This window comes from Nostoc sp. MS1 (assembly GCF_019976755.1).
Taxonomy (GTDB): domain Bacteria; phylum Cyanobacteriota; class Cyanobacteriia; order Cyanobacteriales; family Nostocaceae; genus Trichormus.
The window spans coordinates 6,810,226-6,833,071 of sequence record NZ_AP023441.1 but is presented as its reverse complement, the minus strand read 5'-3'; the positions used below and the strand labels follow the sequence as shown (position 1 = coordinate 6,833,071).

Genomic DNA, 22,846 nt, shown 5'->3' with positions numbered 1-22,846 from the left:
TATTATGCCTTTAGAAACACAAAATCTCACAGGTGGATACACAAATAAAACCGTAGTTAAAGACATATCCTTAGTAATTGAAAAAGGCGAATGGTTGAGTTTAGTTGGTGCGAATGGTTCTGGTAAATCTACCCTACTAAAACTTATGAGTCGCCTATTACTTCCACAAACAGGAACAGTATTACTAGATGGAAAAGCAATTCATACTCAATCCGCCGCCATTGTTGCTCAAAAACTAGCCTTATTACCCCAACAACAAGCAATTCCTTCAGGCTTAACAGTTCGGCAATTAGTATCATTAGGACGCACCCCGCACCAACCTTGGTGGCAATGGGACTTAAATACAGAAGATAGAGAAAAAGTGAATGAAGCTTTGCATTTAACTCAGATGGAAAGCTATCAAGACCGACTAGTAGAACAGCTTTCAGGTGGTGAAAGACAAAGAGCATTCTTAGCACTAGCCCTAGCTCAAAATCCGCAAATATTACTATTAGATGAACCCACCACCTATTTAGATATTCGCTATCAGTTAGAACTATTAAATTTATTAAAAAATCTGAATCAAAAACCGGTAATTACCATTCTAACTGTGCTGCATGAAATCAATTTAGCAGCTAGATATAGTTCTCGCATTGCCTTACTGCATCAAGGAAATAAGTAGAACAAGGTGAAAAAACCAAAGTGTGTAAAGATAAGTAAATACATAAATGTGTCTACCAAGGTAACAGGGATATGGGCAGCCGTTTAAGGGTATTTCTGACTCCTAAGCAAGATAAAATTTTGTTCAACCTGAGAACGGCAGATGTACCCCAGAAAGTGAAAGACCGAGCCGAAGTGATCAGATTAAGCGCACATGGTTGGTACGTAGAGAAGATAGCAGATCACTTTGACTGGACTGCCCAAACAGTAAGAGAAGTTTTGCATAGATGGGAAAAACAAGGTCTAGAAGGACTGTGGGAGAAAGCAGGGCGGGGAGGAAAATCAAGGTGGGCAGAAGCTGACATGGCGTTCTTAGAAAAATGCTTGGAGCAAGAACCACGTACATATAATAGTGTTCAATTAGCCCAAAAATTAGAGCAAGAACGCTCCGTGAAATTGAGTCCTGACTGGTTAAGGCAGGTACTCAAAAAAAGGGGGTCATTTGGAAGCGAACTAGAAAAAGCCACAAAGGAAAGCAAGACAAAGTATTGCAGCAAATCAAACAGGCAGACTTAGAGATGTTGGAATTATCTGCTGCTGCTGGAGAAATCGATTTAAAGTATATGGATGAATCAGGGTTTTGTGCCTGGAGTGAACCCAGTTACAGTTACTACTTCCGAGGTCAGCAAAAACGCCTGGAGCAGAGTAAGCGTCGGGGTCGAAGGTTAAGTATTATTGGGTTTCTTCAACCCCTAATTAGTTTTGTGTACGGTCTAGTGATTGGTGGCGTTTCACGCAAATCCTATATTCAAATGATGGAGCTTGAAGCACTTGAAGCCCAAAAAGCAGGTCGTATCAGAGTCATCGTTCAGGACAACGGCCCGATACATCGGTGCAAAGAAGTTCAGCAATTATGGACAAAGTGGGAAGAGATGGGTTTGTACATCTTCTTTTTACCTAAATATTGCTCAGAGATGAATCCAATTGAATTGGAGTGGCAACACCTGAAAAAAAATGAACTAGCTTCTCAAAGTTTTGAGGATGAATTAGACCTTGCCTATGCTGTCATTGATGGAGTTCAAAATAGAGGAGAAAAGGGAAACTACAGTACGCAACGTGTAAAATTTAACTCTTATTCTTCTGCTTAATTCTTTGTTACATACTTATAAATTTTCTCCACGACTTACTTATTACCGCTTTGGGTCAACCAGAGATTGTGCTTACGCCGGATAATTTAGCTCAAGTTCTAGGTATAGAAGTAGCAGTATTAAATACACCTGTAGGATTACAAATTTGTCCTTTAAATCCAATTCATGAATAAAAAATCATAATTTTTATGTATAATATTTACTGGAATAAATATATGAATGTTGAAAATATTTCAAATATTCACCCATTTGATACTATAAAGGCTCATATAGGAATCCGATTTGATTTCTGTATCCCTTACGGGAGCGTAGCCATAAAAATCTCAGTATTTGTAGGGTAGGCATTGCCCACCCTACGTATATTTCAAAAATCAAGTATGAGTCCTATAGATATGACAGCATATACAATCAACTTAAACCCCATCATCAAACTTACAGATGAGCAGTTTTATCAACTATGTCAAGAAAACCCAGAAGTAAAATTAGAGCGTAATACTAAAGGGGAATTAATCATTATGCCACCCACAGGGGGAGAAACAGGCAACAAAAACTCAGAAATAAACGCTGACTTCGTAATATGGAATCGGCAAACAAAATTAGGAGTATGCTTCGATTCATCCACCTGTTTTAAACTACCAAATGGTGCAAATCGTTCGCCTGATGTTGCGTGGATAAAAAAAGAAAGATGGGACGCACTTACACCAGAAGAACAAGACAGATTTCCCCCCATTGCACCAGATTTCGTTTTAGAATTAATGTCTCCTAGCGACAACTTAGAAGACGCGCAAGCCAAGATGCGGGAATATATCGATAATCAAGTCAAGCTAGGCTGGTTAATTAACCGCAAAACACGCCAAGTAGAAATCTATCGTCAAGGAAAATCAATACAAGTATTAAACTCACCCATAGAATTATCTGGGGAAGGTATACTTCCAGGCTTTATCCTCAACTTGCAAATAATTTGGTAATTACAAATTACTGATGAATAGGGATTTCAATCACAAACTCGGCTCCTTGCCCTAAAGTTGAGTTACATGATAATTTACCCTTGTGTCTATCTACGATAATTTGATAACTGATAGATAAGCCTAATCCTGTTCCCTTACCTACAGACTTAGTAGTAAAAAATGGGTCAAATAATTTTGATAGTATTGCTTGAGGAATACCAACACCATTATCAGCAATAGAAATTCGTACCCAGTCATTATTAACAACCTCACTGTGAATACAAATTGTAGGTGTAGCAACTGACAACCTACCATTAACAATCGACTCATCCAAAGCATCAATAGCATTGCTGATGAGATTCATAAACACCTGATTTAATTGACCGGGATAACAATCAACTGGCGGCAAATTGCCATAATCCTTCACAATAATAATTTCTGGATGGTCTGATTTAGCCTTTAAACGATTTTGTAAAATCATGAGTGTACTATCAATACCTTCATGAATATATACTTGCTTAAATTCGGCTTCATCAAGGCGGGAAAAATTGCGTAGTGAAAGAACAATTTCTCGAATGCGTTGAGTTCCCACACGCATAGATTGTAAGAGTTTCACCAAATCTTCCTTGAGAAAATCTAGGTCAATATCTATAATAAATTCCTGAATTTCTTCTGGAGGATAAGGAAAATGAAGTTGATAAAGTTCTAGTAAGTGCAACAAATCTTGGGCATATTCACAGGCGGGAATGAGATTACCATGAATAAAGTTCACTGGATTATTAATTTCATGGGCAACACCTGCAACCATATTTCCAATAGAAGACATTTTCTCACTATGGATAAGTTGAGTTTGAGCATATTGCAATTCTCGTAAAGTATTTTTTAAATCTTGGGCTTGCTGCTGTAATTGAATTTCCGCTTGTTTACGTTTGGTAATATTTAAAGTTGTACCTACCAAGCGATAAATTGTCCCTGCACTGTTTTTAAGAGGATTAATTTTAGTTAACCACCAAATTTCTTGATTATGGAAAGTTAAACACTCTTCATAAGCAATAGTAGTACCAGTTTCTACACAGTTTTTATATCGTTGACGAACAACCGCACCTTCAAGATTACCAAGCAAATATTCAGGAGTTTTACCAGTAATTTCTGCATTACTCACTCCTAAAACTCTCTCTGCTGAAGGGTTCCAGCCAGCAAAAAGAAATTCGTCATTATCGAAAACATCGACCACAAAAATAATTTGGTCAACACCCTCATAAATACTGCGTAAAAATTGCTCTTGTTCTTGAAGTAATGCTTCTACTTGTTTTCGTTCAGTAATGTCAAAAAGATAACCATACCAAGTAACTTCACCTCCTGTTAGGCGTTCTGGTTTGGAAGAAGCTTTCAACCATTTCTGCTTTCCAGAGGGGGTGATGATGCGCCACTCAGATTTAAAGTTTTGCAGAGTTTGGGCAGAGTAAGCGATCGCCTCTTGTACATTGACGATATCTTCAGGATGAATATCCAAAAACGTAACTGAACCATCTTTTTGTATTTCTTGGGGATCTCGTTCCATTAGTTCTCGACACCCAGAAGAAAGATAAGGGAAATAAATCGTCCCATCAGCTCTAAGACGACATTCATAAAGCATTCCTGGCACATTATCGGCTAGTCGCTGCAATAGTGTTTCTGTCTGCTGTAAGGCTACAGTGCGTTCTGAAATTCTGGCAGCCAACTCCTCATTTAATCTTTGGAGTTCCGCTTCGGCTTGCTTACGTTCCGTAATATCTAACAAAACTCCACAAAAGATTACTTCCCCACTTGGTGTCCTTGTAGGGGTGGAGTCTCCTTGCCACCAGCGCATTTCCCCGTTCGGCTTGATTAAACGCGCTTCATAGTGCCAAGGAGTGGCATTTTCCACAGCCTCTACTACTGAAGCAATGTAACCTTCTACATCATCTGGATGCACAAGCGCAAAAAAGCAGCTTAAATCGGTCATCATTTGTTCGGGGGTAATCCCTGCCAGTTTCCAGATAAAATCGCTAATATAGTCTACTTGCCAACTACCATTGCGATTTGTGAACTGAAAGATAGCTCCAGGCATATTAGCGGCAATATCCCTTAAACGCCTTTCACTGTCAGCAAGAGCGTTTTCAGCCTGTTTCCGTACCGTAATTAACTCAGAAAAGACGACTACTCCCCCCACTTTGCCTGATGCGTCATACCAAGGGTTGATTTCCCACTTTACCCAATCTTTTGTACCATCTTTGCGGATGAGGATATCTTCTTCGTATTTTTCCGTATTTCCCGCCAAGCAACGCTGAAAGATTCTTTGCCAACCTAAAGTACCACCAGAACAAACTTCATCATGGCAACGACCAATAATATCTTCATCAATTAAGCCATAGTCCTCCCGCCAGCGACGGCTAGATAGCAGGTAACGCATCTTTTGGTCAAATATAGCGATCGCCGCAGGTGTATATTCGATATATGACTCTGGTGTTAAAGTCTTTGCCGCTAACTGGCGTAAATAAGTCAGTTCCTCTTGCAGAGAATTATAAGTATTTATATCTATAGTGATGAGATTATCAGTCATAGGTATACTATTTACCTGCGGCAAATATGAAGACAACTTCAATATCTATATTGCCCAATCTTCATTCAGCAATATCAATAATGACCATTTTCAACTTAATAACTCACCCAATTGATGCTGTATTAATAAACCTTTGAGCGTAGAATTTTCAGCTTTCAGAGCCATATTCTCAGCTTCTAATTCCTTAATTCTCTCCTTCATCGCCTCCTTAGTAGTCCCTTGCCTATGAATAACCACCTCCCTATAAATCTCTAAATTAGTATCTTCATTCATCCATCTTTGATAAGTTTTGGTATGCTCTTGTACCGAATGCCCCATATAATCTGCCATAGTCTTGATAGGCACGCGCAACCGATGACCACGGATAGCATAAGCATGACGTAAATCATAAGGTCGAAAACCTATATCGGCATTTTTAAACTTGATATATAGTTTTGCAGTTTTATTACTCAACTTGCCTTCATTATGGGGCAATCTAATATTTTTTAACTTAAATAAATCCACCCAATGAGGATGTAAAGGGGGAATACCACAACTCCGTTCACCAGTTTTGGTTCCTTCCGTCAAGCTAGGATTTAGTGTTACTAAATGAAAAGTATTTCCAGGGTCAATAAAAGCCTCTACATCTATAGCGAATAACTCATGAGGTCTTAAACCATAAGTAGCCAACATCCCAAAAGCCCATTGCCACTGTTCTGGTTGTGTAAGATTGTCTTTGCTCGTATATGTTGATAGAGGGACACCAATCTTCTCAAAACCTTGAATAATCTCCTCATCTGAAGGAATTTTGCGGAGAGTAGGGTGAGGCTTAGGAGTTGCATAGGCATAAATTGTTTTAAAATCATCAATGCCACAAAACTCACAAAACTTTTTCAACTGCCACACCATAAAAAACCGAGCAGATGTGTTAGGTTTAGTCTTTTCTAAAGCCATTTCTAGAGCTTGAGCAGACAGTGGTACATCCTGCGGTAACTTCTTAAGATGCCGCATGTAATGAGTTTCCCAAGTTCGGATACCCCGTCTATTTTGTTCATGGGTTTTCCAAAATTCTTTCTCATATTCTTGAATTAATTCCCCAATCGATTTACCAGAGTTTTTAAAATTAGGTAATTCTATCTTTTGAGCCTGTTTACCTAATAACTCTGGTGTCCATTGAAACTGTTTTGTAATTAATAATAAATCTAATTCCCTCGCCTTGAATACTGCCATTTTCAGCCCAGCATCATTAGCAGTAAAGCCACAAGAAATTGTATATTGTTTATTAGGACTCCCATCTTTACCCACATCACCAGGTCTACAGGGAAAAGTACCTTGTAAACCGATAGTCTTCGGACTTGTGAGTTTAAGTTTAATCTTAATTCTATCCAAACACAAAGCTGCATTAGCTTGTTGGACAGCATGTTTAATTCGTAAATATTCCCGTTCTAACTTAGCTTGTTCATCGGTTTGTTTCGCTTTCCATTGCTTCCATTTAGAAGGTTCCCATTGGTCAATTAGCGTACTTTCCCATACCGATTTGCGTAGGTCAAAACTATTTGCCATAAGCTAGTCTCAAAGGCTGTATTGGTTTGTAGTTAGGATTAAAATGCTAACTACGAACTCGATTATAATAACTCTACATTGCATAATCCCAACAACTTACCGATGAGAAAAATCATAATTGGGGTGATGGGCGCTGGGGAAGGCGCAACAGCGAATGATTGCGAAAATGCTTATAAATTAGGTGAGTTAATTGCCCAAGCTGGATGGATTTTACTTACTGGGGGAAGAAACGTAGGGGTAATGGAAGTTGCTTCCCAAGGGGCAAAATCGGCTAATGGTTTAACAATAGGTATTCTGCCAGGAAATCAAGCAGACGGCGTTTCTGAGGCTGTAGATATTGCCATTATCACAGATATGGGCAACGCCCGTAATAATATTAATGTGCTTTCTAGTCATGTAGTCATTGCCTGTGGCATGGGTGCTGGTACTGCTTCTGAAATTTCCTTAGCTGTAAAGGCAAATAAAGCGACGATTTTATTGAATAACGATACCCAAACTCAAGCCTTCTTTCGGAAATTATCTCCAGAAAATCTTTATATTGTAGAAAGTGTAGAAGAAGCCATTACGACAGTCAAAGCCATCCTTGCCAAAAATTAACAACAGAATACAATGTCTGTCCCAAAACTTAAATAGACAAAACCCAAAAGATCACAAAATTATCTGTTTGTATACAAAAATTAGGATTGAGTTAACTCTACAATAGTAAAAACTAAGTATTTCTACAGTTTCATCTCTGCGCCTCATCAAAAATTCATGGCTAATTTATACGGAATGAATACCAGCCACACTGAAGTTAACTAAGAGATAGATCAACCCATTAAAGGTATGAATAACAGGTGCTTTTTACTATTGGCAACAGTAGCGATCGCCAGCCTCACCAGTTGTAGTCCTAAACCCACTAACACAACAACCAACGCGATATCGCCAACACCCACACCAAGCGTAGCTCGACTGCGTTCCAAAACCAAAACTATCGAACCAAAAGCTGTTTCTGGAAAAACAGTTAACGTCACCTTATATACCAGCGATACTCAGTGTCAAGAACTTGTACCACAAAAAGTCAGCGTCCCAGCAACAACACCCGTAACTAACGTAGTCGGCAAAATTATCGAAGAACAAGACACAGCCGACTTTAGCTTATCCGGTTATCGCGTCAGAGTCAGAAATGGTATTGCCACAGTTGATTTAAGACGTTCATCCCAATCAAAACGCCAATTTATCTCTTTATCTAGCTGTGAACAATTCGCCCTATTTGGTAGCCTCCGTAAAACCTTAACCAGTAACTCCCAATGGGGAATTAGAGAAGTTCACTTCACAGAAAGAGGCGAAGAGATTGTGCTTTAGTCATTAGTCATTAGTCAACAGTCCATAGTCCAGTTACTCTCCTCTACTCCCCCCACTCCCTCATCTCCCGGTTGGTGAGCGTAGCCGTACCACTCCGTGGAAGCAAGCTACGCGGAGCGTGGCGTTTAGCCACACCACATCTCCCCCCCACTCACTACTCCCCACTCCCCGAAAACCATTTCTCAACAAGTTCCGTCACAATATCGCTCATTTGCCGCTCTTGAGACACTGCGGCCGCTTTTAGTTGTCGATGTAGTTGTTTTGGCAAATAGAGAGTTGTACGAATATAAGCTGGGTCTGTGCTTTTGCTTTGGGAAGTTGGTTTATCTTCCTTTGACGGTGGCTGATCTCGTTGTTGACGGCTACGGGCTGCGTCAATCAAATCATCAAAGCGACTAGTTTTTTTCTTATTACTCAAGCAGCCTCACTCAATTACAAATTAAACTCAATTGGCATAAATAGTATTGGTAGAAGACAGAAATTAACTCCTGAAAATATGTTGGAACAAAACTTTTAGACTCATTATTAATTACGAATTACGAATTACGAATTACGAATTGATATTAGTCTAATATTTCTTTTCCTACCTCGGCATAACATCGCCAAGCGATTTGAGCATAAGGATCTTTAACTGCGTTGACGGGAACCCCTTCTAAAGCGGCACGTTGGAACACAGCCAAACGACGAATCCCTGATTTGAATACAGGTAATCCGGCATTTGAGAGAGTTGCTCTGGCTTCTTCCCCTGCTTTGTTGGGATTTGGCGGGATAATTGTCAGCAATATTTTATACTTTATTTTTATTTTCAATAGTAAATCCACCATGTGAAAAGTTGCAGCTAGAGCGATCGCATCTGGTGTTGTGGGAATAACTAACAAATCGCATCCTTTCGCCAGAGTTTTGAGTTCTTCCGCATCAGGACGCGCTGGGGTATCTATGACTATATGCTCATAAATCCCTGCAAGGTTGACCGCCTGCTGCTCATCAGCCACCTTAAAGGGTAAAGAGCCTCGATTTGACCAATCTAAAGCACTACGGTTTAAATCACCATCTACTAACAGTGTGTCAGCTTTGCTTTGAAAGTAGGTAGCTAGATGTAGTGCTGTAGTAGATTTGCCTACCCCGCCTTTAAAGGCGGCCACTGTAATAATCATTTTTCATACTTATACAAGTAATCTCAAAATTTTACCGCATATACAAACATCTAGACATTTATTAAATGTTTAAATGTTTAAATTTATAAATGTTTAAACATAGATTAACTTAGTATACTTATGTTTTATGTATATATTATTTAGCTAAAAAAGATAAGTATATGTAATATATATAGTAAGTTGAGGGGTAAATATAAAAATAATACTAGTAGTCTGCCAAGACAACTTTGCTAGGTTAGAGTTGGATATAAACGCTGCATTTTTCGGCGAGCATCTTTGGTTTGGAAACCCCAATAGACACTGGCTTTTTGCTGATTACGTTGTTTCTCCCAAGCGGCAATCTCAGAAGTTAATGTTTCTGCATTAGGAATACGCCGTTCTAAACATTGGCGGGATAAAACAGATAATTCAATTTCTACTTGATTCAACCAAGAAGCGTGCTTAGGAGTATAGTGAAACTCTAATTTTTGAATAATTCGACGTGCTTCTTCTGGTGGAAAAACTTCATATAATGCGCTGGGAGTATGAATATTCAGGTTATCAACTACCAAACGAATAACATCAGCATCTTGGTAGCAAACATCTACTAAATTTTTCATCTGTTTAGCAAAATCGACTTTAGTTCGACGTTCTGTAACTTCGATATGCCGCCAACCTGCCAAGGGTTGAAAACACGCAAATAAATTTACTGTCCCGTTACGTTTATACTCGAAATCATAACGTTCAGGCTGCTCCGGCTCTGGTGGCAAAGGAAGTCTTACTTCTTCTACTAGTTGGTAGGGACGTTCATCAAAGCAGACTACAGGACGTTTAGGATCATAAGGCTCATTGTATAAATCCAACACATCTTCCATTCGGAAAACATATTCTGCGTTAACTTCAGGAATGCACCACTGTTGTTTTAACCACGGTTTGATTTCATTTTTTTTAAAGTTTGACGCACTGTTTCGTCCGAAATTGAATCTATGATACCAACGTTCACTAAATGATCCGCTAATAATTGCATTGTCCAACGTACTCTTCCAACTGGTGGATTGGAACAAGCAGTGGCAATTAAAAATGCTTCTTGTTTTTCATCTAACTTTTTAGGTTTTGGTGGATGAACTTCATCCTTTAAAGCAAAATCTAACCCCCCAATGACAAATTTTTCTCGTATTCGTTGCACTGTTGCAACATGCGCTCTAACTATGCTAGCGATCGCTTGATCCGTTTCTCCTTCAGAAGCCATTAGAAGAATGTTTGCACGGGTTATGGTTCTTGCTTTGTGTTTACCTTTTTTAATTATTGCTTGTAGCTGAGAAACTTCCTCTTCATTCAAGTCAACAATGTACTTTTTCGCCATGTTACACCCCGTTTTTGGCTATTTTACCAATTAGAGGTTTTACTTAGCAAAGTTACCTTGGCAGACTACTAGTTATACTTAGCGTATAAAAATATCATCGTGTAAGCGATCGCTACATCTCAAAAAGGTGGTGGTGAGCATTGCCCACCGTACCTAATGTGCTTTTTAGCCTGTTGTGTTGGCAATAAAAGTTGCTACTTAGCACTTTGAGCTTCTGCGACTGCATTCTGATCGCGCTTCCCTAATAAAGTGCGGACAGCAGCACTAAAGACGCAATCGAACATAAGTAAGTCGGTGGGAAAAAACAAAGCTAAGTTAAGAAAGGTAAACAAGGCTATAACCCTCTTCCCTCCTGCCTTCTGCCTTCTGCCTCCTGCCTTGCCATAGCGATAATTTTTAACACTGAGCTACTTACAGTTGCAACTTGACAATACTCACACCTGCAAAATCGACACAAGCAACTGTTAACAAATAGTCAACAAACAAGACTGCAACTATCTCAAATTGATGCTCAAATTCGGGCTTTAGATGGACAAATAGCCGCAGAAAGCGATCGCACTCAGCGCGATATCACCTCAGCTAAAGCAGAACACAGTCGTAGTCAACGAGATTTTCAAGACAAGCAAATTAGTTCCATCGCCCAAGCCAAGGAAGCGCAAGCTAATTTACAGCAAGCAATATTAGCTGGGCTTAACCCCAATGATGCGATCGTTGTCATCTCGCAAGAGAGAATTGCTGCCCAAATGCGTAAGTCCTGATACAAATAAATGCAATAATCCCCGATCCAACTCATCGTAGAATAAATATTTATAGCCACTAAGCAACGTCATGCTGACGCAAATATCGAAGCGATTGAGGTTTGTATGTCTGATTTTGGTTTTACTCATGTGGCACTTGCAGTCAGTGATATTGATGCAAGCGTCTCTTTCTACACAAAATATGCACGCATGACAGTTGTGCATCGTCGTGAAGACAAAGCAAATCAATCGGAAGTAGCTTGGATAAGTGACTTAACAAGACCTTTTGTGATTGTCTTAATTAAAACTGATGAGATAAACGGAGTATTGTTACCAGAATCGCATCTAGGAGTAGCTTGCCGAACTCGTGAGGAAGTTGACCATCTTTGTGATGAGGCACGTTTAGAGGGAGTTCTACTTAAGGAAGCCAGTGAAGGTGGTTATCCTGTTGGCTACTGGGCTTACATTCGTGACCCTGATGGTCACACTCTAGAAGTTTCTTATGGTCAAGAAATTAGTTTTACCGTTAAACAGGCAATGGATAATTAAGGTGGAAATGAAAAAATTCCCGGCTTTGTTTGAAGTCGGGAATTTCAATATCAATTTTGAACTCAGTTCCCACCTAAAAATACTAGATAATACATATAAATTGAGAAGAGACAAATTTGTGCAGCTATTGTCCTCACGAATTAAGGGTTAGAGATTTATTTTTTTCTTGCACGTATACATAAAAACCAAGGTTGTAGGGAAAGCTGCTCATAAATTGCCGGATATTTCATCTGACACTCCTCTGTTGGTTGTGGCTCAACGAGTTGCTCTATTTCAAAGCCTGCTTGAGCTAGAGACGATAATGTTTGACTCAATGGACGGCGAAAATATCGCATCTTCACATATTCACCATTGCGCCTTTTCCAATTATCTTCCACTAATTCTGTCTCAAAATAGTTGTTTCCTAACAATGTAATTTCCATCCAAGGATGATGAATGGAAAACACTAAATAACCATCTTGCTTTAAAATGCGATGAAATTCAGCCAAGACATTTGACCAATCTTCGATGTAATGCAACACAAGTGGGCAAACAATTAAGTCAAACGATGCAGTTTGTAAAAAATCAAGCGGTTTCCGCAAATCGGCTTGACGTACTTCAACACGTTCACCTAACCTTTGACGAGAAAACTGTACTAATTTGGGGCTAACCTCTATGGCAAAAACATCAGCACCACGATTAACCAACCATTCTGAGTATGAGCCAGAACCAGATCCCGCGTCTAAAACTCTTTTTCCCTCAACATCTCCTAAAAGGGAACGTGTAGTAGGACGTTCATAATAGGCGTTGTAAGGATTGGAATCTACTACTGCTGCATAATCATCGGCTAGAGTCTCATAAGCATCTAATGATATTGGCTGATCGTTTTCATAAGTTTGCATAAATCATGTCCTGGTAGATTTGAGTAATCAGAAATGCTTGTTTGTTTTATCGAAACTTTAGGAGCATTGCCTGTGAACAAAGAAATGATGGATTTTTGAGTGACAACCACTTTTCAGGGTATTGTGTTCCTTTTATGCAGATTATTAAAAGTTTTGATAAAAAAACGCAGAAATTTGTACGCAGCAAATCTCGTTATATTAACTGAAGTTCAGATCATTCGTACAAGTAGGCTATTTTAAATGTTTGTGGTTATCTATCATTGGAAGATAAAAGCAGGCCAGGAAGCTTTGTTTCAGGAAGGTTGGCACAGAATGACTGAAGCCATCTATCGTCAAGGTGTTAGTCTCGGTTCTCGTCTCCATCAAGCAGAGGACGGAACATGGTTTGCATACGCGCAATGGCCAGACAAACAAGCTTGGGAAATAGACCAACAAGCACCAACTCCAGACGCACAAGCTGCTCAAATGATGAAAGATAGCATTGAAGAACGGTATCCGATTCTGAAGTTACAGGTCGTTGATGATTTATTAAAGCAGTCTCAAGGCTAGGAAGTATAGGATTGCCAAAATTTTGGCTAAATAACGATTTTGTTTGAGGGACGTACAATTTGTATGCTTATACCTCAATGTATCTGAACCATTAATTGCTGACTTTGTTAAGAAATTTTACAAATACGAATATCCTGCATAAAAAGAAAACTTAAATCTGAATAATAACTAACTGCTAAAAACGAGAAAGTTTTTCAGTTGCACATCAGTTTTTCTACTTTAAATAGATGCTGAGTCATCACCAAATGTAAGTAGGATTACACATTATATATGTTCAAACAGAATATTTTCTAAACGAGCGTTAAATCGCTCTAGCGGCTGTCGATATTTGTATAGCAAACAGAGGATTTTTGAAAAATGCTTGAAAAAGTTAGAGTGAGAAATTCAGTAGATATTCCTTTATCAATGGGTGTAACTGGGACTTTTTACACATTTTTAGGTTTTAAGAATCATCAAGAACATTTTGCTATTAAGTTCGGTACTCCCGATCAAGATTGTCCTTTAGTTCGAGTTCATTCTGAGTGTTTAACAGGAGATGTTTTTCAATCTTTACGATGTGATTGTGGTAATCAACTCAAAGAAGCAATGGAAGTTCTTGCCGATAGAGGAGGCTACTTAATTTACTTACGTCAGGAAGGTCGTGGTATAGGACTTTATCACAAGATTGATGCTTATGTGCTTCAAGACCAAGGCTTTGATACTTATGAAGCTAACAACAAGTTGAACTTTCCAGATGATGCACGAGAATTTGCTTGCGCGGCTGGTATTCTGGAAGCATTAGAAATTACATCGATTAAATTATTATCTAATAATCCAGATAAATTACGTCAAATTTCTGATTATGGCATCCACGTAAAAGAAATGATCTCAACTGGAGTTTATGTAAACAAGCATAATATTAGTTACTTGAAAGCTAAGGTAAAGAAACACAAACATATAATTAATTTACCTCAAAACAATAACTGGCAATTAAATAAATTGCTGGCTTCTCAATAGCTCTTAATTATTAAATATTAAAAACAAAAGTTCGCTGTTGAAAATCGGGAATGAAAAATTATGAAACATTATGGCCCTATTAGTGGAATTACTGCTTATCAAGATAAATACGTGGCAACAGCAGGTTATGACAACTTAGTTGTGCTGTGGGATGGTAGTACAAAAACGCCAATTCATCGTTCTTATCATGATCATTTAGCTAATCAGTGCGCCTTTAGTCCTGATGGCAAATATTTGGTCAGTGCTAGCAGTGACTACACAGCACGCCTGTGGGAAGTGCCTACTATGCGATTACAGGCTGTATTAGCGGGTCATAGTGATGATGTGGAAATGGCTGCATTTAACTCAAAAGGTGATTTAATTGCGACTTGTTCCCGCGATCGCACAATTAAAATATTCGGTCTAGACGGGACAATTAAGTCAACTTTGCAAGGACACGAAGCCGATGTCATTTCAGTAACTTGGGAAAGCAACGGTTGTTATTTAATTTCTAGTAGTGATGATGGTACGGTTCGCAGATGGAACACACTAACTGGCGAACTTATTGAAACCATCGACTTAAGTGGCGTGGAAACTGATACGATTGTCATTACCCAAAGTGGTGTAATTTTTGCAGGCGATGACGAAGGAAAAATATCTGCGATCGCTAGCACTGGTATCAGCCATATCCCAGCCCACAATGCAGGTATTAAAAGACTTATTTATAATGAAGCAAAACGTCTGTTAGTCAGCCTCAGCTATGACCGCAAACTAATCATTTGGTCAGTCAGTCCAGAAGCTAGTTTAACTAAAATCTGCTGTGCAGACTTACCCAGTGTTGTCTGGCCTCGCTCTTGCGCCTTTTTTAGTGACACGAAATTAGTGTTTGGAACTTTTGGTTCGACTTTTGCCACTTACGACTACAGCGCAAATGTTTGGGACGTTAATGGTATAGAACCTGATATTAGCCTCAATGCTGTAGCTTATGCCCATCATCAAACTTATACTGTTGGTGATGCAGGTATTGTCTTTCGTGATGGTCAGCCAATTGCTGAGTTAGGCAGTTTATGTAATTTTCTCTTACCATTTGGCGATACAGTCTTGACTGGTGGACAATTAGGCATAGTTTTTAATGCTGTCAACGGCAAAACAATTTACCAACACCATTCTCCCCTCAACTGCGGTGCTACATTTGTCAAAGACGGCATACCACATGCAATTATCGGTGCGTACACTGGGGAAGGTCTAGTATTTCAGCAAAATGAGCATGGTGAAATTAATCTTGTTGCAACTATTCAACTGCACAACAACGCAGTTAAAGGTGTAAGCGCAGCAGGAGAGAGGATTTTTTCGGTCTGCGCCACAGGTGCAGCTGCATTTCATGGCATCTTAGACTTTGAATGTATTTCACGTATAGAAAATGCTCATGACCGTATTGCTAATGGTTGTACGGCTATAGGTGCAAATTGTTTTGCTAGTATTAGCCGTGACCTCAAACTACGACTATGGAATGGAAATCAGGTAGAAATATTTGCCACACCTCATAAAAACTCGATTAAATGTATAGCGAGTTCACCAGATGGTGCATATATCGCTACAGGTAACTACACAGGTACAGTCGCTATCTTTGATGTAGCACAAAAAACTTGGATTCGCGTCGTTCGTCCTACAGCCGCAGGTATTTCTGCAATTACCGCAGGTGCAAAACCTCATACTTTTATAGCTAGCTCTTACGACGGTAAATTATACGTTATTTCTGCGGAGTGAAGGTGTAGCTGGAGCGCAGAGGAGATGAGGAAGATGAGGCAATTGTTAATTTTGAATTTTGGAGCATTTTGCAATGATCACTTTGGCGGCTGGTTTTGGCAGTGGTGGGATTATCAGACACACTCTAACTGATGATTTAGCTCATCAAATACATCTACCTGTTGTATCTGGAGTCAACAGCCATGAATACTGGATGCAAAGAGCATTGCAATGCGCTATGCAAAGTATTGGGATCACCAGTCCTAATCCGGCTGTGGGTTGTGTGATTGTCAAAAATAATCAGTTAATTGCTCAAGGCGCGACAGAAAGCTACGGTAATCGTCATGCAGAAAGAGTAGCAATTGAAAGTGTGAGCGATCGCAGTTTACTCCAAGGTGCAACCATTTACATCACCTTAGAACCTTGTTCTCATTTTGGTAAGCAGCCACCATGCGTCCATCTCGTGAAATCATGTGGTTTTGAAAAATGCGTTATTGGGATTGCTGATCCTAATCCCTTAGTTAATGGTAATGGTATCCGCTTATTGCAAGCATCTGGCGTGGATGTAATTACAGGCGTGTTGGAAAATGAACTTTTAGCTTGGCATACACCTTTTCTACTTTCCCAATTGTTACAACGGACTATTTTTATTGGTAAATGGGCGCAGACATTAGATGGTCAACTGGCTTACGATAATGGTCAGTCCAAGTGGATTTCTGGTGATGAATCCCGTGCTTATACTCACTGGCTGCGGCAAAAGTATGATGCAATTATGGTAGGTGCAGGAACTGCGATCGCTGATAAACCATCTTTAACAGTACGTAATTGTGCCTTACCTCACAATCGCCATCCAGTCAGAGTAATTTTTGACCCCCGTGGTCGGATTTTCCAATCTTTCACCAGTATCTCTGATGATTTTTACAAAAATACTTTCTCTAATTTAGCTCCTGTGCTGTTGATTATAGAACAGACAGTTTTAGATCAAGTAGACACAGTTATTGTGCAACAGATTCAGAAATTATCTCATGTTCATATTCTGCCTATGCCTGCGGCTGTAGAACCGACTACTTGGTTAGCTGAAGTTTTGGCATCTCAACAGGTAACAGCAATGGTAGGACGCTGTATACAAAGTGTGATGATTGAAGGCGGCCCCAGGTTGCTATCCTTATTCTTTAAAAATGCCATGATTGATATAGCTCATACATTTACTGCACCAACTATTGGTGGTGGTAGGGAAAATCGCTTAGAAATTCCCGCAGAATATGGTAGAGGCTGGCGGATGTATCCTTTTGCCTATAATAGATTGGGCGAAGATATTGCAGTTGAATATTTGTCTCAATCTTCCATAGAAAAACTGCAAACTATCTGTCTCCAAAACGTCACCCGAAAGCTGATCCTTTCATAAACAAGCCCAGGCAAGAATTACCTGCTTAATTGGTATAATTTAAAAAATATAGGCGATCGCTGATTCAGAATAAAATCCCTCCTAGCGTGGTTTAGAGAGGGATTTTAGCTGTTGTGGATTTGGTATTGGGTTTTCTGAGTGCTACGTTAAATTACTGGCTTTCTTAACTGCTTGCTTTAACTCTTCATAAATAATATTACCATCATCGTCTGTATCATACTGTGCTAGTAATTCTTGCGGACTATTGGTATTTGTTTCTGATGAGATGACTGCACTTAAGCCAGGACTTAAAAAAAGCTCATTAATGGAGACTTTTCCGTCTTGATCGCGATCTAAGTTGTTAAAAAGAGATTTAAGCTCTTGCTCGGTTGCCATAAGTTTCTATCTGGATTAATATTCCACTTTAATATTTCAAAATTAAGCAAACTTATATCGCTAGACATAGAAGCAGCGATCGCTAGGGTTGAGATTTAGTAAAAAGATACAGCAGATTTTGGGTAGATGAGGTACAAGTGTAAAACCCAAAACCATGTAAAGACGTTATATGTCAATACGGTTCAGTTAGTAGAACCCAATTCTTCTAGATACCCCTAAATCCCCCTTAAAAAGGGGGATTTAGATTCTTGTTCCCCCCTTTTTAAGGGGGGCTAGGGGGGATCAAAAGCTTAACTGAACCGTATTGCGTTATATGTAACGTCTCTACTTATTCATAAAAAATTTTATGTTTTTGGATGTGCCGATATTTTCTAGCTATCCATCTACCCGGCTTCTTAGGATGTCTAAACTTACCCCAGCCGAGAAATAATTTTCAATATAAATTGTGGTCTAATTCTGTGTTTTTTTACTACAATACCCAGAATCAAATCATCTGTCTAGCAGCAAGTTCAGCAAATAAACCTTCTTGATTAACTAATTCTGTAAACGTACCTTGTTGAACTATACGACCATGTTCTAAAACATAAATTCGGTCAGCATTACGAATTGTATTGAGACGGTGAGCAATGACAATCCTAGTTACGGCAAGTTTTTCTAAACTAGCACTGACAATAGCCTGTGTATGATTGTCTAAGGCACTGGTCGCTTCATCAAAGAGAATAATTTGTGGTTTCAAAACTAAAGCACGGGCAATCATTAATCGCTGACGCTGACCACCGGAAAGGGTCAAACCTCCCTCACTAACAACAGTATTCATCCCCATCGGCATGGCATCGATATCATCAGCTAACCCGGCATTTTCTGCTGCTTCCCAAGCTTCGTTTAAACTAACTAAAGCACTACCAGCAATATTTTCATACAAAGAAGCGGCTTCGGGACTACTATTTTGTAATACTACTCCTAGCTGACGGCGTACTCTCTCAATATCAAGGGTTGCCAAATCTTGGTTATCGTAATAAACCTTCCCAGACATGGGAGATTCAAAACCTAATAAAAGTCTAAATAAAGTAGATTTACCGCTACCAGAAGGGCCAACTATGGCGATAAATTCACCAGGTTCAGCGTGAATAGAAACAGCGTTGAGTGTTAAAGTTCCTTCTTGACGGTAACGAAAACTAACTCGATCTAATGCTAGTCTGCCAGATAGTTTCCCTGGATCAATAGCTTGGTTGGGAATGACCTCAAGTTCAGTTCTCAGAATACCCTTAGCACGTTCCCATTGAGGTACGATGTCTAAAATTCTGTTAGTAATATTACTTAAATTAATGATGCCAGCTATAAAAGTTGCGTAAGCGGCATTAAAAGCTAAAAATCGACCTAAAGAGTAATCACTTTGCGATCGCAAAACAGCTATGACAAAGCAGTATATGATTGCTAAACTCAAGGGTATTAATACCTGATTGAACACTGCTAAGTTATTTTCGATAGTCTGGGTACTAATTTCTAAACGTTGCTGCTGTGAATATTTGCGGCTCCAATAAGCAAAAGCTCTAGTTTCTGCGCCAGCTACACGTAATTTGGAAATGCCATTAATTAGTTGAATCGTTAAACCAAAATTTTTCCCTCTCAAGTCCTCCAAAAAACGTAATTGACTGAGCTTACGATTACCAACAGTAATTGTCACTATGAAGATGGAAACCCCTATTGCGCCAGCCAGCAAGCCCAGTGGCAGACTATAGTAGATGAGGATGCCCAAGTTAAGCAGACTAAAACTAGCATTTAATATACTACTGATAGTTGCACCACCCACAGTCCGCCTGATGGTGCTAATGACTGATACCCGTGAATGTAAATCTCCAGCCGTGTATTGTCGGAAAAAAGGTATTTTCAGCCTTAAAACGCGATCCCAAACAGCAGATTGAGTTGAGAAGTCTGCTTTGCTTTCTATTTTAATTAGGGTAAAATTCTGCACTAATTGTAAAGTACCTACCCCCAAAGCAGCAGCCAAAAGTCCTAAACCTAATTGCCATAATAAATTGCGATTACTGTTTAAAATCACTTGGTCGATGAGAATACCCATCGCTAAGGATGTAAACATCCCCAACAAGGAAATAGCCACACCAATCACAAACACGGCTAATATATCTTTACCTGCGTCACGAAAACTAAATTTGAGGATATCAATTGCTGTCAACAGTTGGTCTGGTAATGGCTTGTAAAACATATAAGCTTGTGGAGACAAGCCCATAGCGACATCTTCTGTCACAGGTTCACTTGTGCCAGTTTGGGGGTCAAAAAGTACATAGCGATCGCTAGAGTTGGGAATTAAGGCTACAGGGTGATCATCTTCAAAAGCCACTAAAGCTTGGCAATTCCCCATCCACCAATTATCACGTAAAATTACTGTCCTGGTGCGTAATCTAGAAGCTCGTGCGATCGCACTCAACGGTTCTTTGAGGTGACTGGTATCTTCTGAGGGTGGCGGCTGGACAATTTCTAAACCCATGCTTTTTCCTACCACCTGTGCAGCTACTAATAAAGGGTCATCACACTCAACATTAGTAATAGGATAAAAATTAGATGGAGATTCCAGAGGCGCAGCTAATTCTTGCCAAGCTGTTTGGAGAACTTGTTGATTAAGTTTTTCTAAGCGTTGCTGGCGTGATTTTTTAGCCTGTTTTTGTTTTCTATGTAACCCTTCTAACACTGCTCCTCCTAGAGAGAATCTCCCTCACTTCTAATTAATGCGGCATAAACCCCTTGCTGTTGCCATAATTCGGGATGAGTGCCTCGTTCCACCACTTGACCTGCTTGTAATACAATAATCTCATCACAATCCCGAATTGCACTGAGACGATGGGCGACAATTAAACAAGCACAACCCCGATGGCGCAAGTTCTCCATGACTCTGCGTTCAGTTTGTGGATCAAGCGCACTTGTTGCTTCATCGAGAATTAAAATCTTTGGTTCACTAACAAGCGATCGCGCAATCTCCAATCGCTGGCGTTCGCCACCACTCAGGTTTAATCCCCCTTCTAAAATTTCGGCATTGTAGCCACCCGGTAGAGCCAATATAGTATCTGCGATTTCTGCGTCTTGGCAGGCAGAAGCTAAGGTTTCCTGGTCAACAGTGTGATTCCATAAGGTCAAATTATCCCGCACTGTACCTGTAAATAAGAAAATCTCCTGCTCCACCATTGTTAAATCTTCATATAATACATACTTGGGGATAGAGTGCCGCGATCGTCCGTTAATTAAGACTTGACCATCCCAAGGTTCGTATAAACCAGCAACTAAACGAGCCACAGTAGATTTTCCCGAACCACTAGCACCAACAATCGCTACAGTTTTACCAGGTGTCAGCGATAAATTAAAATTTTCAATTAAAGGCGCGGCTGCTTTGTTATAACCAAAAGTAATGTTTTCTAACTCGATATCGGTCAAGAAATCTATTGAGTCGGCAAATTCTCGCACTTGCTCTTTGTGACTTAGCTGACAATTCTGATCCATAGGATTACTCAAAACATCTTCTAAGCGATCAATATCACCAACTAATTCTTGCAATGTACTACCCATTTCGACTAAACCATTAATTGGCTGCATAAACCTAATCATCAAGCTTTGGAAGGCAATTAATGTCCCAATGCTGAGATAACCATTCATGACTCGCCAGCCACCAAGGACAATTAAACTCATGAAAGCGATGCTAGATAGAAAAATCGGTAATACTTGCAATAATCTGGTGGGAATACCTACTTCTTGTTGGATATTAATGACTTTGGCTTGATGTCCAGCCCAACGAGCAAAAAAATCAGACTCTAATCCAGAGGCTTTGAGCATTTCGATTCTTTTTAGCCCGCCCACCCCGACACCAGTCATCATCCCATGTACCTGTGATAGTTGAATACTGGCAGCTATTCTTTTTTGTGATAAACCTTTTAAAACTACAAAATTAGCTATAGCTAAAAATACTGTTGTTGTGGCTAATACTGTATCATATTGATACATGATAAATGAATAAATGATCAGCAATACTGCATCGATCAAAGTTGTCGCTAGTTGTCCTGAAAGCACTTGCGCGACTCTGTTATTTAACATTTGGCGGCTAGCAACTTCGCCTGCGTATCGTTGGCTATAAAAATTGATGGGCAAGTGTAATATATGCCACAGAAAGTTACTAGACATTTTAACGGACAGCACCACGCGAAATCGCCGCAAATGTAATAAACGTAACCAAGCTAGAGTACCTTCAAACAGAATGACCACTAGCATTCCTAAAATTAAAGGCCGCAACCAATGTTCTCGTCCTTGTAAGAGAACTTCATCCACAAAGATTTGAGTACATACAGGTATGGTAATACTGGGAATGATTAGTAAGAAACTAATTAATACACAGTAAGCCAGTGTGCTGTATGAGCCTTGGAGTCTGGTCGCTAAATTTTGAATTACACTAGGTTTACTCCCACCTTTGATGAAGTCAGGCCCAGGTTCTAGAACCAGGACTACGCCTGTGTAAGCATCATCAAATTCTGGAAAGGAAACGCGACGCTGACCAATTGCTGGGTCATTAATCCAAACGTGGCTTTTGTGTCGGGTTTTTTCAGAAAAAGCATCACCAGAGAACCCTTCTACGACGACAAAATGGTTAAAGTTCCAAAATACAATATAGGGAGGACGTTGTTGTATGAGTGCAGCAATGCCTTTTTTAAATATCTTTGCTACTAAACCATACTGTCGAGCTGCTTTGACAATATCTAATGCGCCGCTACCATCACGGGAGACTCCACAAGCTTGGCGTAGTTCTGCCAATGGGACAATGCGACCGAAGTAGGCGAGAATAATCCCTAAAGCAGCTGCACCACATTCTACAGATTCCATTTGCAGAACCAGTGGTGTTTTCACTTTCCGGTAAAATTTGGTGCGATCGCTCAT

Annotated in this window: 20 protein-coding genes and 1 pseudogene; 11 read left to right on the top strand and 10 right to left on the bottom strand. The window is 39.6% G+C overall.

Annotated elements, in window-relative coordinates; translation table 11 throughout:
* Window positions 1-4: 4 nt before the first annotated feature.
* The 4 genes and pseudogenes from NSMS1_RS29615 to NSMS1_RS29605 form a co-directional block, all read left to right on the top strand.
* Window positions 5-655, top strand: a pseudogene (locus tag NSMS1_RS29615) (ABC transporter ATP-binding protein); the annotation flags it as partial.
* Window positions 656-732: 77 nt separating this feature from the next.
* Window positions 733-1,787, top strand: a protein-coding gene (locus NSMS1_RS29610) for an IS630 family transposase (RefSeq protein WP_224085966.1) whose coding sequence is annotated in 2 segments (ribosomal slippage) — window positions 733-1,125 and window positions 1,128-1,787 — 1,053 coding nt in all. Because the reading frame shifts where the segments join, the coding sequence is not laid out codon by codon here.
* A 50-nt stretch (window positions 1,788-1,837) separates the two neighbouring features.
* Window positions 1,838-1,960 (top strand): hypothetical protein, encoded by a 123-nt coding sequence (locus tag NSMS1_RS35210; RefSeq protein WP_263432548.1) that lies wholly within the window; start codon window positions 1,838-1,840, stop codon window positions 1,958-1,960.
* 219 nt (window positions 1,961-2,179) lie between these two features.
* On the top strand, window positions 2,180-2,755 hold the full coding sequence (locus NSMS1_RS29605; RefSeq protein ID WP_224088568.1) for a Uma2 family endonuclease: 576 nt from the start codon (window positions 2,180-2,182) through the stop codon (window positions 2,753-2,755).
* Window positions 2,756-2,762: 7 nt separating this feature from the next.
* Here NSMS1_RS29605 and NSMS1_RS29600 read toward each other — a convergent pair whose 3' ends face one another.
* Window positions 2,763-5,315, bottom strand: coding sequence for a PAS domain S-box protein (locus NSMS1_RS29600; RefSeq protein ID WP_224088566.1), 2,553 nt, complete (start codon window positions 5,313-5,315; stop codon window positions 2,763-2,765).
* Between the two features lie 90 nt (window positions 5,316-5,405).
* Window positions 5,406-6,857 (bottom strand): integrase, encoded by a 1,452-nt coding sequence (locus NSMS1_RS29595; protein WP_224088547.1) that lies wholly within the window; start codon window positions 6,855-6,857, stop codon window positions 5,406-5,408.
* Between the two features lie 102 nt (window positions 6,858-6,959).
* On the opposite strand from NSMS1_RS29595, the gene NSMS1_RS29590 reads away from it, so the two are divergent.
* Complete coding sequence (locus NSMS1_RS29590; protein ID WP_224088545.1) at window positions 6,960-7,454, top strand: TIGR00725 family protein; 495 nt, start codon at window positions 6,960-6,962, stop codon at window positions 7,452-7,454.
* 228 nt (window positions 7,455-7,682) lie between these two features.
* Complete coding sequence (locus NSMS1_RS29585) at window positions 7,683-8,201, top strand: GerMN domain-containing protein (protein WP_224088543.1); 519 nt, start codon at window positions 7,683-7,685, stop codon at window positions 8,199-8,201.
* Between the two features lie 154 nt (window positions 8,202-8,355).
* On the opposite strand, the gene NSMS1_RS29580 is transcribed toward NSMS1_RS29585, so the two are convergent.
* From NSMS1_RS29580 to NSMS1_RS29565, 4 genes are all read right to left on the bottom strand, one after another.
* Complete coding sequence (locus tag NSMS1_RS29580) at window positions 8,356-8,619, bottom strand: CopG family transcriptional regulator (protein ID WP_224088541.1); 264 nt, start codon at window positions 8,617-8,619, stop codon at window positions 8,356-8,358.
* Window positions 8,620-8,764: 145 nt separating this feature from the next.
* Window positions 8,765-9,355 carry a ParA family protein gene (locus NSMS1_RS29575; protein WP_224088539.1) on the bottom strand — a complete coding sequence of 197 codons (591 nt, stop codon included), beginning with the start codon at window positions 9,353-9,355 and terminating at the stop codon, window positions 8,765-8,767.
* Window positions 9,356-9,585: 230 nt separating this feature from the next.
* Window positions 9,586-10,697 (bottom strand): IS630 family transposase gene (locus NSMS1_RS29570; protein ID WP_411908649.1). Its coding sequence is split into 2 segments (ribosomal slippage): window positions 9,586-10,277 and window positions 10,277-10,697, totalling 1,113 coding nucleotides; the frame shifts between segments, so codons are not numbered across the junction.
* 613 nt (window positions 10,698-11,310) lie between these two features.
* Window positions 11,311-11,490 carry a hypothetical protein gene (locus tag NSMS1_RS29565; RefSeq protein WP_224088537.1) on the bottom strand — a complete coding sequence of 60 codons (180 nt, stop codon included), beginning with the start codon at window positions 11,488-11,490 and terminating at the stop codon, window positions 11,311-11,313.
* A 70-nt stretch (window positions 11,491-11,560) separates the two neighbouring features.
* Here NSMS1_RS29565 and NSMS1_RS29560 point away from each other — a divergent pair, with 70 nt between their 5' ends.
* On the top strand, window positions 11,561-11,983 hold the full coding sequence (locus tag NSMS1_RS29560; RefSeq protein ID WP_224088526.1) for a VOC family protein: 423 nt from the start codon (window positions 11,561-11,563) through the stop codon (window positions 11,981-11,983).
* Window positions 11,984-12,138: 155 nt separating this feature from the next.
* Here NSMS1_RS29560 and NSMS1_RS29555 read toward each other — a convergent pair whose 3' ends face one another.
* A complete protein-coding gene (locus NSMS1_RS29555) occupies window positions 12,139-12,864 on the bottom strand; it encodes a class I SAM-dependent methyltransferase (protein WP_224088524.1) in 726 nt (241 codons plus the stop codon).
* A 240-nt stretch (window positions 12,865-13,104) separates the two neighbouring features.
* Here NSMS1_RS29555 and NSMS1_RS29550 point away from each other — a divergent pair, with 240 nt between their 5' ends.
* The 4 genes from NSMS1_RS29550 (at window position 13,105) to ribD (ending at window position 17,539) form a co-directional block, all read left to right on the top strand.
* Complete coding sequence (locus tag NSMS1_RS29550; RefSeq protein WP_224088522.1) at window positions 13,105-13,413, top strand: antibiotic biosynthesis monooxygenase family protein; 309 nt, start codon at window positions 13,105-13,107, stop codon at window positions 13,411-13,413.
* 357 nt (window positions 13,414-13,770) lie between these two features.
* Window positions 13,771-14,409 carry a GTP cyclohydrolase II gene (locus NSMS1_RS29545; RefSeq protein ID WP_224088510.1) on the top strand — a complete coding sequence of 213 codons (639 nt, stop codon included), beginning with the start codon at window positions 13,771-13,773 and terminating at the stop codon, window positions 14,407-14,409.
* 60 nt (window positions 14,410-14,469) lie between these two features.
* The gene (locus NSMS1_RS29540; RefSeq protein WP_224088508.1) at window positions 14,470-16,155 is read left to right on the top strand and encodes a WD40 repeat domain-containing protein; all 1,686 of its coding nucleotides are present in this window, start codon (window positions 14,470-14,472) and stop codon (window positions 16,153-16,155) included.
* 73 nt (window positions 16,156-16,228) lie between these two features.
* Entirely contained in the window at window positions 16,229-17,539 is a 1,311-nt protein-coding gene (gene ribD, locus NSMS1_RS29535) for a bifunctional diaminohydroxyphosphoribosylaminopyrimidine deaminase/5-amino-6-(5-phosphoribosylamino)uracil reductase RibD (RefSeq protein WP_224088506.1), read from the top strand.
* Between the two features lie 141 nt (window positions 17,540-17,680).
* Here the strand turns inward: ribD and NSMS1_RS29530 are convergent, their stop codons facing one another.
* The 3 genes from NSMS1_RS29530 to NSMS1_RS29520 form a co-directional block, all read right to left on the bottom strand.
* A complete protein-coding gene (locus NSMS1_RS29530; RefSeq protein ID WP_224088504.1) occupies window positions 17,681-17,914 on the bottom strand; it encodes an EF-hand domain-containing protein in 234 nt (77 codons plus the stop codon).
* 484 nt (window positions 17,915-18,398) lie between these two features.
* A complete protein-coding gene (locus NSMS1_RS29525; protein ID WP_224088502.1) occupies window positions 18,399-20,621 on the bottom strand; it encodes an NHLP bacteriocin export ABC transporter permease/ATPase subunit in 2,223 nt (740 codons plus the stop codon).
* 8 nt (window positions 20,622-20,629) lie between these two features.
* The gene (locus tag NSMS1_RS29520; RefSeq protein WP_224088500.1) at window positions 20,630-22,846 is read right to left on the bottom strand and encodes an NHLP family bacteriocin export ABC transporter peptidase/permease/ATPase subunit; all 2,217 of its coding nucleotides are present in this window, start codon (window positions 22,844-22,846) and stop codon (window positions 20,630-20,632) included.

Excerpts from the sequence above, each read along its gene's own strand:
- NSMS1_RS29530 (WP_224088504.1), bottom strand. The coding sequence starts at position 17,914 with ATGGCAACCGAGCAAGAGCTTAAATCTCTTTTTAACAACTTAGATCGC.
- NSMS1_RS29575 (WP_224088539.1), bottom strand. The coding sequence starts at position 9,355 with ATGATTATTACAGTGGCCGCCTTTAAAGGCGGGGTAGGCAAATCTACT.
- NSMS1_RS29605 (WP_224088568.1), top strand. The coding sequence starts at position 2,180 with ATGACAGCATATACAATCAACTTAAACCCCATCATCAAACTTACAGAT.
- NSMS1_RS29540 (WP_224088508.1), top strand. The coding sequence starts at position 14,470 with ATGAAACATTATGGCCCTATTAGTGGAATTACTGCTTATCAAGATAAA.
- NSMS1_RS29595 (WP_224088547.1), bottom strand. The coding sequence starts at position 6,857 with ATGGCAAATAGTTTTGACCTACGCAAATCGGTATGGGAAAGTACGCTA.
- NSMS1_RS29600 (WP_224088566.1), bottom strand. The coding sequence starts at position 5,315 with ATGACTGATAATCTCATCACTATAGATATAAATACTTATAATTCTCTG.
- ribD (WP_224088506.1), top strand. The coding sequence starts at position 16,229 with ATGATCACTTTGGCGGCTGGTTTTGGCAGTGGTGGGATTATCAGACAC.
- NSMS1_RS29565 (WP_224088537.1), bottom strand. The coding sequence starts at position 11,490 with ATGAGTTGGATCGGGGATTATTGCATTTATTTGTATCAGGACTTACGC.
- NSMS1_RS29590 (WP_224088545.1), top strand. The coding sequence starts at position 6,960 with ATGAGAAAAATCATAATTGGGGTGATGGGCGCTGGGGAAGGCGCAACA.
- NSMS1_RS29585 (WP_224088543.1), top strand. The coding sequence starts at position 7,683 with ATGAATAACAGGTGCTTTTTACTATTGGCAACAGTAGCGATCGCCAGC.
- NSMS1_RS29555 (WP_224088524.1), bottom strand. The coding sequence starts at position 12,864 with ATGCAAACTTATGAAAACGATCAGCCAATATCATTAGATGCTTATGAG.
- NSMS1_RS29520 (WP_224088500.1), bottom strand. The coding sequence starts at position 22,846 with ATGAGCGATCGCACCAAATTTTACCGGAAAGTGAAAACACCACTGGTT.
- NSMS1_RS29545 (WP_224088510.1), top strand. The coding sequence starts at position 13,771 with ATGCTTGAAAAAGTTAGAGTGAGAAATTCAGTAGATATTCCTTTATCA.
- NSMS1_RS29550 (WP_224088522.1), top strand. The coding sequence starts at position 13,105 with ATGTTTGTGGTTATCTATCATTGGAAGATAAAAGCAGGCCAGGAAGCT.
- NSMS1_RS29560 (WP_224088526.1), top strand. The coding sequence starts at position 11,561 with ATGTCTGATTTTGGTTTTACTCATGTGGCACTTGCAGTCAGTGATATT.